Below are 12,984 nucleotides of genomic sequence, written 5' to 3' on the forward strand. Positions count from 1 at the left end.
GAGCATGCAATTTCGCATTTTCGGCAGCCGCTGCATTTTGAGAGTTCTCTTGCTATCCAGATTGGCTCTTTTTTAGCTGTCAATTCACATCCTTTCCTAAAAGCTTGTAGAAATTTTCTGTAACTATGCGGTGATTTAAATGTGACGCTTTTTGGCGATAACAATCTCTTTAAGTGTATTGCTATAATTCAGAGTTAAAAGGAGAACCTTTACAGTTGCAATTCGACGACATTGTTAAGTGGATGACGAGTCTTTCCACGCAATATGGGTATTTTGGAATTTTTTTAATCAGCTTAATTGGTGCTTTGTCAATTATCTTTCCCCTTCCATACACTGTCATTATTTTTACGTTGGGAGGGCAATTTGAGCCTATTTGGATTGCACTTGCTGCTGGAACGGGTGCGGCAATAGGTGAGTTTTCGGGCTATTTGCTTGGCATTGGTGGCAGAAAAGTAATAAGTGAAAAGTACAAGAAAAAAATGGCTTTTCTAGTGAGAGTCTTCAACAAGTATGGTCCAATAACTATTTTTATATTTGCTTTGACGCCTCTGCCTGACGATTTACTGTTTATTCCACTAGGCGTGATGCGTTACAGTATTGTTAAGACATTGATTCCAGCGTTTGTTGGTAAAGTTTGCATGAATTTGATTGTTGCGTATGCTGGGCGATTTTCTATAGGCATAATTAAGGACATATTTGGCGTGGAGAGCGGTTGGGTGTCTGTGTTGATTGGTTTTGTTCTTGCAATAGTTTTGTTAATAATTGTATTCGTTATAATGTTTAAGGTGGATTGGGAGAAGCGCTTAGAGAAATACGTAACAGACGCTAGGGATAGTGAGAAGAAGCTTGAGAGTGATAGCTGACCTTCACATTCATAGTCGTTACAGTCGTGCTACAAGCCAAAAAATGTCAGTTGAAGAAATCGCCCGGTTCGCAAAGATAAAAGGCTTAACAGTAGTTGGCACAGGCGATTTTACACACCCTAAATGGCTTAAAGAACTGCACGAAACGTTGGTTCAAGAATCAGACACGGGCCTGTATAAAATCGCTGGAAACCTTGAATCCCAAATTTATTTTATGATAACAACAGAAGTGAGCACTGTATTCACCTTTGAGAATGAAATAAAAAAAGTGCACCATGTTATTTTAACGCCTAACATAGATACTGCCGCACAAATCAACGATAGACTATCAAAATATGGCGACTTAACAGCTGATGGTAGACCAACATTAAATATGAATGCGCCGCATTTGGTAGAAGAAGTAATGGAAGTTTCAAACGAAAATATGGTTTTTCCTGCTCACGCTTGGACTCCATGGTTCAGCATCTTCGGCGCCTTCAGCGGTTTCAACAGTGTCGAAGACTGCTACCAAGACATGACAAAACATATCTACGCATTGGAAACGGGTCTTTCATCCGACCCTCCAATGAACTGGCGCCTAAGCAAACTCGACAAATTCACATTGGTTTCTAACAGCGACAGCCACAGCTTTTGGCCTTGGCGCATCGGGCGAGAGGCAAACGTCTTCGAACTAGAAAGGCTAGGTTATCATGAAATTTTAGATGTGCTTCGTTCTAAAGATAAAGAGCGGTTCAAGTTTACTATAGAAACAGACCCGGCTTATGGGAAATATCATTGGACTGGGCATCGAAACTGTAATGTGGCGCTTTCTCCACAAGAGGCAATCAAACTTGGTAATGTTTGTCCTGTTTGTCGCAGAAAACTTACCAAAGGTGTGGAGCAACGTGTTGAAGAGTTAGCTGATCGGCAGCCCGATTTTAAACCTGATGATGCGATAGGTTTTTTGCGGTTGCTTCCGCTTTCTGAAATAATTATGACAGTGTTAGGCGTTGATTCTCCTTCTTCCCAGCAAGTGTGGAGTATTTACAATGCTCTTGTCAAAAAGTTTGGCGACGAGTACACGGTGCTGATTGATTCTTCCAAAGAGGCGTTATGTAATGTTGTTGATGAGAAGATTGCTGAGGCAATAATTAGAGTTAGGGAGGGGCGCGTCAATATAGTGCCAGGATACGATGGTGTATATGGGCGACTGTTGCTTTTTGATGCTGATGCAGCGGCGAAGTCTGTTTTGCAAAGAGTTCAACAGTTAAATCTTACAGACTTCATGTGATTGTTTATTTTATGTATTCCTAATTGTATACGTGTTTTACGGGTACACGAGAAGATTTATTAAGTCGCAATACATACGATACTGTATGAGGGTTCAACATTGCAACACATAATCCAGCCCACAAACAAGAAAGAAGACAAAATCTCGAAAATCATCGACAGAGTGTTAAGACAAGTTTTCGGTGAGGAAGCCACAATTCTAATCTATAAGCATCTAGAGAACAATTACTCCATTAAAAGAGATGAGATAGCCGAAAAAATCGAACTTTTTGCAAAAGGACTCGAAGACTTTCTAAGATCTGGCGCCTATGTTGTTGAACGTAAGATTCTGGATGACATCTACTCCAGCTATGGCTTACTCCGCCGACTAGACCTAGAGAGAGTCCAAGAAGAATACGACTTTGCTAGCCAAGTAAAATTGCTTATGCGAAAAGCGTAGACACCCTTTTCACTTTCCTAATCTTGTTATTGCACCTTAATTTAATGATGTATGCCTTTTGAATAGTTAAACATAGGAACCATAACCATTTATATAATCGTGTTTCCGAATAAATCCTTCCTAACACTAACATTGGAAGGGCAACACGTTTGAAAGACATTCTCGTTAAAGTTGTTGATGTAGCAACTCAAAAGTTTAAAGCTGAATACGCTGAAGCTCGGGCGCAGAAACTTTTCAAGACCCTGCTTACGCTTAAGGAAGGTCGTGTTGAAGCGGCAAAACAAGGAATTGAAAGCGGCGTTGCGTTGCGCGTGCTAGTTAATGGTGCTTGGGGTTTTGCGTCGGTTGGTTCTTTAAACATTGAAACCTTAACGGATGCTGTTTCGGATGCTTGCAAAATGGCGAAAGTTGCAAGTGTAAGACTTAAGAATCCGATAAAAATTGCTGAAGCAAAAACCATTGAAGATAAAGTTGTTGCGAAACCACGGAAAGACCCCTCAGAAATCCCGATAGAAGATAAAATAAGCACCACGCTAGCAATTAACAACACCATTTTAGGCTACGATAAACGTGTAAAAAGCTGCACAATAGATTATCTTGATTTGACTGGAACCAGCTTTTTTGTGAATAATGAAGACACTTACATTGAGCAAAGCAAACTGTACGTGTGGTCAAGAATAACCGCCACGGCGTCAGAGGCGGAGGTTTTCACTTTCAGCCGAGAGAAAATAGGCTCCACATCAGGCTACGAAATATTCGATGTTGAAACCCCAGAAAACATCGGTGAAAGCGTTGCAAAACGAGCAGTTGAACAGTTAAAAGCTAAACCTCCAAAAGGCGGTTCATTTCCAGTGGTTTTAGGACCCAATGTTGTTGGCGTTTTTGTTCATGAAGCTTTTGGTCACCTTGCAGAAGCTGACTTGACCTTGTCTGGCTCAGTGTTATTGAATAAGTTTGGGAAGAAGATAGCGTCTAACATGGTCACTTTCTATGATGATGGCACTGTTAAAGACGCTTTTGGTTCTTTTAAGTATGATGATGAAGGGATTCCAGCGCAGCGGACACTTCTTGTGAAAGACGGTGTTGTGGCTGGTCTGATGCACAACCGTGAAACTGCACACAAATTGAACATGGAACCAACCGGCAACGCCAGAGCTGAGGATTTTAGAGTTGAGCCTATAATACGGATGCGCAACACGTTTTTAGAGCCTAAGGATTACTCTTTCGAAGAACTAATTGAAGGCATAAAGTTTGGCTACTACTTCAAGAGTTTTCGTGGCGGGCAAGCAAATTTGGACGGCACTTTTCAGGTTGGAATCCAAGAAGCATACGAAATAAATAAAGGAGAAGTAGGCGAGCCTGTGCGTAACGCTTCTATAAGCGGTAACACGCTTGAAACTTTGCTTAAGGTGGACGCTGTCGGAAAAGATTTTAAATTGTCGCCTGGAAGATGCGGGAAGGGACAGACCGCCTTCGTATGCGACGGCGGTCCTCATATTAGGGTAAAGGAGGTTTTGGTGGGTGGCAGTGCTTAAGCAGCAGGAAATGTTAAGTCTAGCCGAAGATGCGGTTAGTTTCGCTTTAAAGAAGGGAGCCGATGAAGCTGAGGCGTTTGTGTATCAAGGTTTCGCTAACAATGTTGTTATTGAACGTGGACAGATTGCCAAAGGTTCTCGTATGATTGACAGAGGCTTAGGCGTTAGAGCTGTAATAAAAAAAGCGGTGGGCTTTTCTTATACTAACATGCTGGAAAACAAGACAGCAACTGAGGAGACGGTTCTGAAAGCGATAAGTTTTGCGAATGCAAGCAAACCGGACGAGGACTGGCATGGCTTTCCAGACAAAAAACCTCTTGCAACTGTGGAAAATACTTACGATAGCAAAGTTGCGCAGCTTAATTCTGAAGATTTAGTCAAAATTGCTTCTGTAATGTTAGGTGCTGCTGAGAAAAAGGATAAGCGGGTCTTTCCCATAGAAGGAGGCGCTGGTGCTTCATACTTGTCTTCTGTCGTGGCTAACTCCAACGGTGTTGCGTGTGCCGACCATGGCACGGTCATCGAATGCAGCTTGGCGGCAATCGCTCAGGAAGGGAGTGAAGTGACGCCAGTGTGTTTTGAGTTTAACGCTGAAAGAAGCTGCAATATTGACCCGGAATGGGTCGGCGAAGAAGCCGCGCGATTGACGGTTTCAGCTTTGAAAGTGAAGAAGATAGAGACAAAGAGTACCAATGTTATATTTACGCAGTTTGCATTGCAGCAACTTTTCTATTTCACTTTAATTAGTGCTGTCAAGGCGGATTTCGTGCAGAGAAACCAATCTGTGTTTAGAGGCAAGATAGGCGAAAAGGTTGCCTCAGAAATTGTGACAATCTACGATGATGGCTTGTTTAAGGGTGGGCTTCAAACTTGGAGATTTGATGGTGAAGGTGTTCCTCAACAAAAAACAGCAGTAATAGAGAAGGGCATCCTACGCAATTTTATCTACGACAATTATACTGCCAAGAAAGAAGGAAAGGAAAGCACTGGAAACGCCACCAGAGCCGGGTATTTGTCAACGCCAAGCATTGAAGCCACAAACTTTCACGTTTTGCCTGGGAAAAAGTCGCCGGAAGAACTCGTAAACGAAGTCAAGGGGGGTCTCATTGTATCCTTTTTGCAAGGTGCTCACAGTAGCAATCCTGCTAGTGGAGAGTTTTCTGTGGTTGCGACGCCCGCTTGGAAAATAAAAGACGGTAAAATCGCCCACGCCACCAGGGGAGTTATGATTGCTGGTAACATTTTCCAAGTGTTAAAGAATGTTTCTGCGTTGGCTAACAATGAGCGCAAGATTGGGCAATTAGTTGCGCCGTGGGTTCTTGTAGAAAACGTTAAAGTAATCGGAAAATAAATAACAGAGACTTTCATTATTCGCATGGAAGAGGCGGGAAATTGGCTGGCAAAATCAAGCAAGCTTTGCTAAAGTATAACACGCCACGAAGAATAGTGCAGTTCTTGTCTTTCATATTTTTCAGCGCAATCGTTTTCAATTTGGGTTCTTTGCCACTTTTACTTCCAGTCTTGTGGACTTGGAGGCTTCAGCCTAACACTGTAGGCGACGCATATACTGCAATACAGCTTATGTTGTATGATGCTGTTTTTCCATGGGCTGCTGTCGCTTCTTTCTTGGTCTTGGGCATTTTAATTGGTAAATCCTTATGCGGTTGGGTTTGTCCATTCGGTTTCATTCAAGACTTAGTTGGCTTCATTAGCCGTAAAAAACGAGAAATTTCACCGCGAACCCATAAAACTATGATATACGTGAAATATGGCATTTTACTAATCACTTTATTCATTAGCGGAACCTTCGCAGCTACAAAACTTGCTGGGACTCACAAAAGTTATGAAAGTGTGCTGGGCATTTTCACGCAAGCACCGTTCACTGCGTTGAGTCCCGCAGAAACTTTGTTTGGAACGTTGCCAGCCTTCGTCCAAAGTGCAAGTGCTGCATTTACAAGTCAAACGGTGGATGCTGGGTCTTTCATTGCAAGTTTGCCTCTGCTTTTCTGGGTACAACTGATCATAATGAGTGGTGTTATCGCTTTTGCTGTATTTGTCCCGCGAAGTTGGTGCAAATATTTCTGTCCTCACGGAGCGCTCATGGCAGTTTTGAACAAGTTTAGTTTTCTCGGTTTGCGTAGGGACTTAACCAAATGTGCTAAGGGTGAATGTCGTGTCTGTGTTGAGGCTTGTCCGATGCGTGTGCAGATTTTGGATTTGCCTTGGGAGAAATTCAGCGACCCAGAATGTATCTACTGCATGAAATGTGTTGACGCATGCAAAAACAAAGCCATCAAACTGAAATACCCGTAGCAGTACTCGTAAGCATTTTATTGCATGGTCTCTTTTTCTATTTCTAAATTAAACCAGACGTGAAATAGCATTTTTGTTTATTGGAAAAACTTAAATTATTAGATGGTGAAAAACAAAACAAAGGTAAATGAAAAAAAGCTAAATGTTAAAGCCACAGTTAAATACTGTGGAGGCATGTCACCGCCTAGCCCTAATCGAAGGGCAGAAAGAGAACAAAGGGGATGAATGATGATGAAAGCGCGAGTTGCTGCTATCCTAGTAGTTTTAGCTTTTCTCAGCCTAATAGTCATAGCCTACAACTTCCGATTCCATAATATCCCATATTTAGTGTACCTGAACGCTCACAAGTTGTCTGAATGGGAAATTCCGCCACCTGCATACACAGACCTCACTCAAAGCGATTTCTCTGGGACTCCTTATGAATATGTCCAAGCATGCGATATTGTCCGTGAGCCTATTAAAATCTCAAAAGCTACAAGAGCATATGATTGGTTTCAACAATACTTCAACTACTCACAAGGCCACGACACAATAAAATACTACGGTGACTATTACTACATCCAAATAGCCTATTTCCCAGAAGTAGAACGGACATTAGGAGAGCATGTGCTTCTTTGGACTATTAACATAGGTGCGGTTGTCGCATGGGCTATCTTTGCATATACCTTTTATTTAACTTGCAAACGCACATCCCCCAAAAATAGAGGAATGTAGAATGGAAAAAAATTGCAGCTTTATTATTAATGACTGCGTTGTTCCTAGTGTTTTTCAGAGCAAAACCTATCTATGCAGCCTCACATGGATCGGAAGAATATCAAGATGACAAGAGCTACGTTTATGTTAGATATTTTCCCATTGTTCCTTACGACTCCAACTATCCCACAACTTGTGAGGAATTCGCTGTAACATTTACTTGCAAACAAAACGATTGGTGGAAATTGCTACCGCCATGGCACGTTGTTCCAGACCGTTTCTATATATTCATTTGGTATTTGGACACTTGCGGAAACAGTGATTATGCAAACTTTGAAAGAGTGCATCCAATTTCTGTTAGCCAATACGGTCTTCAAGCTTCATTTACGCTAAGATTTATGTACAAAGTGCTTACTCTTGGAATAACTCTAAGCGGAGAAGATGCATCTTTTGAAAAGAGCACTGCTCATGAGTATATGGGTGATTGGTTATATCTTGGCAATTTCTTGGTAGATTATCATGATAGCCCACTGTGGGGTGCCGCTCAAACAGATGGAACATTAAGCATTTCAATCGAAAACGGCGTTGCTCAATATCATCTAGGACACCATGTGTTAATAGAATTAGAGTTCTTATTAATATGGGCGGATGGGACTCAAGTCTCAGTAATATTCATCATTGGAGATGATTTTCCCGATACTGACTGTTGGCTTACTGTGGAACAAGGTAATACACAGTTCTCACTCACTAGTGGTGGCGGCGGTGGTTGTCCAACGTTGTTTGTTTGGAACGGAACAAGCTATGCTGAAGAAGGTGTATTGGACATTCATGCAGAATCAGATATTACCGTTCAGCACACAATAGAGAACTCTTTAGCCTTAGAAAACGGTGTTTACAGGCTTCAGCTAAGAGAGTTAGACGAGTTCACCAGCCACATTGACCAAGTGAAACTTTACGCTGTTGATTATCAAGGAGAATGGCACTTATGCCCATTAATATATGCTTATCACAGCGAACTTGGCTATGTAACAACCAAACTAATGTTAGACGACCAAAAACGAGTGGACTTAACACCAACACAAACCATAGACCTAAAATTCCTACCTTCAATACCATCCACCCAAACAGTCCACTTCATATTCGAAATAAACGGGTACAACATGAAATGGCCAGGAGAACCCTAAACTTCTCTTTCTCTATCTTTTAAGAATGTTCTAAACAGGTTATGCCCAGAAGCTTTTTGAGTAATCTTTTAAGACTGTTTGATAAATAGCCTTTGTTTGTTGGGCTATGTTGTTCCAGTCGTATTTTTCTTGAACTTTCTTGTACGCGTTTGTCCTTATCCAATCTGTATATTTTTCGTCAAGTAACACTTTAGTTATTCCCCACGCTAACGAGTCTGGATTATTAACGTATGTTTTAACGCCTGTCACATCGTGCTCGACTATTTCTGACAAACCGCCCGTGTCCGAAACCACAACTGGGCTTTTTGCCGCCATTGCTTCAAGAGCAACTATTCCGAAGGGTTCGAAAAGTGAGGGCACTACCGAAACGTCTGCGCATTTCTGCAATTTCTTTAATGTTTCATCATCAACAAATCCCGTGAAGAGTACTTTATGCGATAATCCTAAACCTTTAATGATGCCTGAAAGCTGTTCTTTCATGTAGCCGTTGCCTACGATTACAAATTTCGCGTTTACTTTCTCCAGAACTTTTGGAATTGCGTTGACGAGAACTTGAACTCCTTTTTCATAAACGAGTCTTCCGACAAAAAGCACAATTTTCTCTTCTGGCAAAGCAAACTTGCTTCTAAAACTGTGTAAATCCGAATGTTCCACTTTTGTGTAGGCTTCTGTGTCAACGCCGTTTGGAATCATAACCAGTTTGTCTGCTGGCAGTCCAAAAGCCCATTGAACATGCGAGACCATGTAGTTGCTGCAGCATACCACTTTCCATGCCTCATACGTGAGCCACGCTTCTGTCTCGTGAATCATCCGTTCATAGTCAAAATGAATTCCATTTCTACGCCCAATCTCAGTCGAATGCATAGTAGCCAAAAGTGGCTTTCTGAAAACATGTTTCAATCCGATTCCCGCGTTTGCAACAAGCCAGTCGTGAGCGTGAAAAACGTCAACTTTTCCGCTTAAACTTTTGACAAGTGCAGCGGTTTCCTTCTGCATGTTCACATTCATCAAGTAAACCCACGTTGCAAAATCTGGTGAAGGATTTTTGTAAGAATCAACTCTGAAAACTTCTACACCATCAACAACTTCATGCTGAGGCGCACCCGGAAAGTCGCAAGTAACCACATAAACCTTCGTACCATTCTTTGCTAAACTGCGAGACAAATTATAGACGTGCGGCGATATCCCCCCGATAATTCTTGGCGGAAACTCCCAAGTAAGCATCATAACAGTTAACTTGTCAGTCATTTGGAAAGTGTGCCTCCTGCAACACTCTTGTAAATTTCTAGAATGCTTCTCATCCAGTGCGTGGATTTTGGCGGAATAATTTTTACCTTTTCTACTGGAACCTTGTATAATCGATAAACCTCGTCTCGCATCCACTCAGACTTAACAACAAGTTTTGCCGTTTCATACATGCCCAACCATTCAATGCTCTTAATAGCCATGTTAAACGGTGAATTTGCGCCATGAGAACGATGCTCTTCAAGGCTTTCCACAGAATAAACAAACGGAACACCAAGCGCTTTTTTCAGAGTAACAGCCGCTGGTATGAAATGCCAATCATGGACATCGATGAGGTCAAGTTGCTTATCTATATTATAGTAGATGTTTGTTGCGGCTCTTTCAACTTCTTGATTTAAAGTGAGAACCCATGTGAGAACCCCTATATGCGTGCGAACGGGATTTGTTACTCTGTAGACTTTTACGCCTTCCGACTCCTCATATTGCCCTGTCAAATAATCATGGTAAGTAACCACGAAGGCTTTCACATTGTTTTTGACAAGTTGTATGGCAAGTTCTCGGACATGGTCTGCAAGTTGTCCAACAATTCTCGGTGGGTACTCCCATGAAAAAATAGTGACTTGCATTCGCTTTCACTACGTGAAAAGTGCACAGACCTTTATTATTCCTCGTCCCGTCAAGTAGTATCTTTTCTTTCCTTCATTATCTGTGAAGCTTTCTGCAAAACCCTCAAGCTTGTAATTGTCTAGGGTTCTTTCCACTTCATTTATGTCGATTTGTAAGACTTGCGCTAGCTCTTCGCTTCTTCTCGCTAAATCTGGGGCTGTTGCGCAAAGGTTATGTAGTGTCTGTAGTATTTTCTCCGGAAGTGGTAGTTCCTCTCTCAAAGTTTTCACCCTGATAGTCTTAAGCTTACTTTTAGTGCAGTTTCTTTTATAAAAGCATACAACTCTCTCTCAGAAATATTTGGTTACCATTTGCGTATGTTTGCTCAGTTCTTTGAATCTTTCATTGACAACCTTAACAAGTGCTTTTCGAAGAATTTCTCCTTTCACTCTTGAGAGTCTAACTTTCTTTAATTGCCCCGTTAATGTCTTATCTTGAAGCGATTTTTCCGCCCACTTTTCAAAGTCTCCACGAGAATTGTGAAATTCTATAGATTTTATGCTAATTTCTTGAAGAGCTTTTCCGAATCCTTTTAAACTCCACGCTATGACACCAGTGAATTTGTCTTCTCCAACTCCGGCATAAAATAAGAACGGCTCGTCCGCAACTGCTGCTGCAAGTCTCACTCTGTTTTCAAAATCTAATATTGCCGCTTGTTCTGTCACAAAGGCGTCTATTGGAGACCCGAAAGGACTAAAATAAGAGTGAACCTCGCCTGGTGCACCGCCTGCTGTGAACATGTAATATAAGTGGTCGCTTGTCTGGAAATACCGCCATATTCTCAAAAATGTCTCGTCTCCGGTTTCCTTTATGAGCGGTTCCAGTCTTCTCGTGGTTGAATAGTAAGCCCACTGCATCGTGTTTCCAAGCCAACAGCTTGCGTCTCTTTCCAAATCTGCCCAAGAAACGGTTCCACCGAGCTCTGGAACATCAATTTCCCCAGAAGGGTCATACTTTTCCACGACTTCTGAGGGCGTAGACATGTGTAGATGCCACCATTTCAGAATTTCCCGTGGTAAATGCTTTAGAAACTCATGTATGCCTGTTTCTGGCCAGTGGTGTTCGCCGAAAGTTTCGTAGTCTGGGAATATGTTAATGCATTGTCCGGGTGTTGCTGCCAGCCAACTTGCGTATTTATCTGCGGTTAAAGGCCACTCGTTCCACCATCTTGCTGAGAATCTGAAACCTATATCGTCTGTTAGCTTGTAATTTCGCAATAACACCTTGATTTTTCTGTCACCTTTTGGCGTGTAAATATAGTTGGGCGATTTTCCTTGAAGTATTCTTTCCACGCCTTCCGTGAAAATTCCTTTAAAACCCAATTTTTCAACAGTGTTTGCTATTGCATTGTTGTAAAGTAGCTCAGTGTTCTCGAAAACTTTAGGCGTGTAACTAAGTAGATCTTTCATGATTTGTTGGTGCATCTTTACCTGCTCGATGAATTCATCTCTTTCCGGGTAGAGACTTGCCAGCGAGTGATAATAGGTCTGGCTTAGGAATTCCACGCAACCAGTTTCTGAAAGCTGTTTGAACGATTCTAACAAGTCTTTGTTGAACATTTCAGATTGCTCTAAGAAAACGCCGGAGATACTGAATGAAACTTTGACTTGCTTTCTCTCTCTTTTATATTTGTCTATTAAGTCCAACAGTATTTGATTGGATGGGAAATAGCATTTTCTGCATGCTCTCAAGAAAACTTCCTTATTCACTGAATGGTCAAAGTAATAGTCGAAAAGCTCTTCCTTTTTTGTGCGTTTGAAGAGTTTGTTTTCCCAAAAGAAGTTTTTCTTAATCCTGTGTGGTTGATGGACTTCGAAAACGAACACTATGTCAACCAAAGCTTTAGCCTCTCTTTATTCACATTATCAAACTGCATATTATTTCTAATTTGCTATGCTAAACATGCGCGGAGAAAGGCAACGCGAAAGTTTAGGTTTGATTCGAATTCTGAATTCATAACTTATTTATCCACACTCGAACCTTCTTTCCTTTACAACAAAGGTGAAACCGCGTGTCAATAGAAAAAATTAGAGTGGATAATCCACAAGAACTGGGACAAATGATAACCAAAGAAATGAGCCAAATCGAAAAAGATCTGACCATGATCTGCAATAACGTTCCAATAAATGACAGAACCACACTGGATGTTTTGTGCCACGACAACAATGGACAACTCGTCATTATACAAGTAAGCGTCAAAGAAGACGACATAATGCTACTGCAAGGAATACAAAGCCTCGACTACGTTGACAAATTCAAGTCATTCTTGAAAGCCACATACAACAAACACAAAATCGACGACAAAGAAAGACCACGATTGATCTTAATCGCACCAAGCTTCTCAGACGCGCTAAAACGTGCAGTCGAAAGCATGAAGGGAATGCGCATCGACCTCTACGAGTGGGAATATCTAAAGCTTGGAGACCATAAAGGCCTCCGTCTCCAACCCATTTTTACTTGGGCTCCATCAGAAAAGTCAAAGGAAACTGAGGAAAAACCATCTGAGAAGAAGCGCGAGCCAAAACCAGTAAAGAAGAAGGAACCCGAACCAGAACCTAAGCCAGAAAAGAAGGAAGAACCAAAACCTGAACCGCCAAAGCCTAAACAAGAACCACCGAAAGAAGAATTTCCGTTGTCTCCGCCGCCACCAGTGCCTCCGAAAGAGGAAGAGCCGAAGAGGAAGCTAAAGCTATTCTAAATAAGCCCGTGTCCAGTAGTTTCGTCCCATCTTTAAATTTCCTCTCTAAAACTTTTCTTGTGAAAAATGCTATCCGAGG

General features: G+C 41.7%; 12 protein-coding genes and 1 pseudogene. 9 read left to right on the forward strand and 4 right to left on the reverse strand.

Features of this window, described 5'->3' with window-relative positions:
* The first annotated feature begins 215 nt into the window (after positions 1-215).
* The 8 genes and pseudogenes from HM003_02085 to HM003_02120 all read left to right on the forward strand — a co-directional run bounded on the left by HM003_02085 (position 216) and on the right by HM003_02120 (position 8,296).
* The gene (locus HM003_02085) at positions 216-863 is read left to right on the forward strand and encodes a hypothetical protein (GenBank protein ID MBX5328131.1); all 648 of its coding nucleotides are present in this window, start codon (positions 216-218) and stop codon (positions 861-863) included.
* Positions 847-2,064 (forward strand): annotated as a pseudogene (locus HM003_02090) (DNA helicase UvrD). Before HM003_02085 ends, HM003_02090 begins: the two are co-directional and overlap by 17 nt.
* A gap of 168 nt (positions 2,065-2,232) precedes the next feature.
* Positions 2,233-2,571, forward strand: a complete 339-nt coding sequence (locus HM003_02095) for a hypothetical protein (GenBank protein ID MBX5328132.1) — start codon at positions 2,233-2,235, stop codon at positions 2,569-2,571.
* Between the two features lie 149 nt (positions 2,572-2,720).
* Positions 2,721-4,106, forward strand: a complete 1,386-nt coding sequence (locus HM003_02100; GenBank protein ID MBX5328133.1) for a TldD/PmbA family protein — start codon at positions 2,721-2,723, stop codon at positions 4,104-4,106.
* Entirely contained in the window at positions 4,093-5,457 is a 1,365-nt protein-coding gene (locus HM003_02105) for a TldD/PmbA family protein (protein ID MBX5328134.1), read from the forward strand. The genes HM003_02100 and HM003_02105 overlap by 14 nt, the downstream gene beginning before the upstream one ends.
* A gap of 41 nt (positions 5,458-5,498) precedes the next feature.
* Entirely contained in the window at positions 5,499-6,419 is a 921-nt protein-coding gene (locus HM003_02110) for a 4Fe-4S binding protein (GenBank protein ID MBX5328135.1), read from the forward strand.
* A gap of 228 nt (positions 6,420-6,647) precedes the next feature.
* Positions 6,648-7,133 (forward strand): hypothetical protein, encoded by a 486-nt coding sequence (locus tag HM003_02115; protein MBX5328136.1) that lies wholly within the window; start codon positions 6,648-6,650, stop codon positions 7,131-7,133.
* A gap of 29 nt (positions 7,134-7,162) precedes the next feature.
* Positions 7,163-8,296 (forward strand): hypothetical protein, encoded by a 1,134-nt coding sequence (locus HM003_02120; GenBank protein ID MBX5328137.1) that lies wholly within the window; start codon positions 7,163-7,165, stop codon positions 8,294-8,296.
* Between the two features lie 39 nt (positions 8,297-8,335).
* Here the strand turns inward: HM003_02120 and HM003_02125 are convergent, their stop codons facing one another.
* The 4 genes from HM003_02125 to HM003_02140 all read right to left on the reverse strand — a co-directional run bounded on the left by HM003_02125 (position 8,336) and on the right by HM003_02140 (position 12,045).
* A complete protein-coding gene (locus tag HM003_02125; GenBank protein ID MBX5328138.1) occupies positions 8,336-9,544 on the reverse strand; it encodes a glycosyltransferase family 4 protein in 1,209 nt (402 codons plus the stop codon).
* The gene (locus tag HM003_02130) at positions 9,541-10,167 is read right to left on the reverse strand and encodes a glycosyltransferase (GenBank protein MBX5328139.1); all 627 of its coding nucleotides are present in this window, start codon (positions 10,165-10,167) and stop codon (positions 9,541-9,543) included. Before HM003_02130 ends, HM003_02125 begins: the two co-directional genes overlap by 4 nt.
* A gap of 9 nt (positions 10,168-10,176) precedes the next feature.
* Entirely contained in the window at positions 10,177-10,428 is a 252-nt protein-coding gene (locus HM003_02135; GenBank protein ID MBX5328140.1) for a hypothetical protein, read from the reverse strand.
* 69 nt (positions 10,429-10,497) lie between these two features.
* Complete coding sequence (locus HM003_02140; GenBank protein MBX5328141.1) at positions 10,498-12,045, reverse strand: alpha-amylase; 1,548 nt, start codon at positions 12,043-12,045, stop codon at positions 10,498-10,500.
* A 173-nt stretch (positions 12,046-12,218) separates the two neighbouring features.
* Between HM003_02140 and HM003_02145 the strand changes: the two genes are divergently transcribed.
* Positions 12,219-12,905, forward strand: a complete 687-nt coding sequence (locus tag HM003_02145; protein ID MBX5328142.1) for a DUF91 domain-containing protein — start codon at positions 12,219-12,221, stop codon at positions 12,903-12,905.
* Positions 12,906-12,984 lie beyond the last annotated feature (79 nt).

The organism is Candidatus Bathyarchaeota archaeon A05DMB-5 (genome assembly GCA_019685655.1).
In the GTDB taxonomy this organism is placed as follows: Archaea; Thermoproteota; Bathyarchaeia; order Bathyarchaeales; family Bathycorpusculaceae; genus DSLH01.

Bases quoted from the DNA above. Each gene is read 5' to 3' on its own strand.
- HM003_02115 (MBX5328136.1), top strand. From the start codon at position 6,648: ATGATGAAAGCGCGAGTTGCTGCTATCCTAGTAGTTTTAGCTTTTCTC.
- HM003_02120 (MBX5328137.1), top strand. From the start codon at position 7,163: ATGACTGCGTTGTTCCTAGTGTTTTTCAGAGCAAAACCTATCTATGCA.
- HM003_02125 (MBX5328138.1), bottom strand. From the start codon at position 9,544: ATGACTGACAAGTTAACTGTTATGATGCTTACTTGGGAGTTTCCGCCA.
- HM003_02130 (MBX5328139.1), bottom strand. From the start codon at position 10,167: ATGCAAGTCACTATTTTTTCATGGGAGTACCCACCGAGAATTGTTGGA.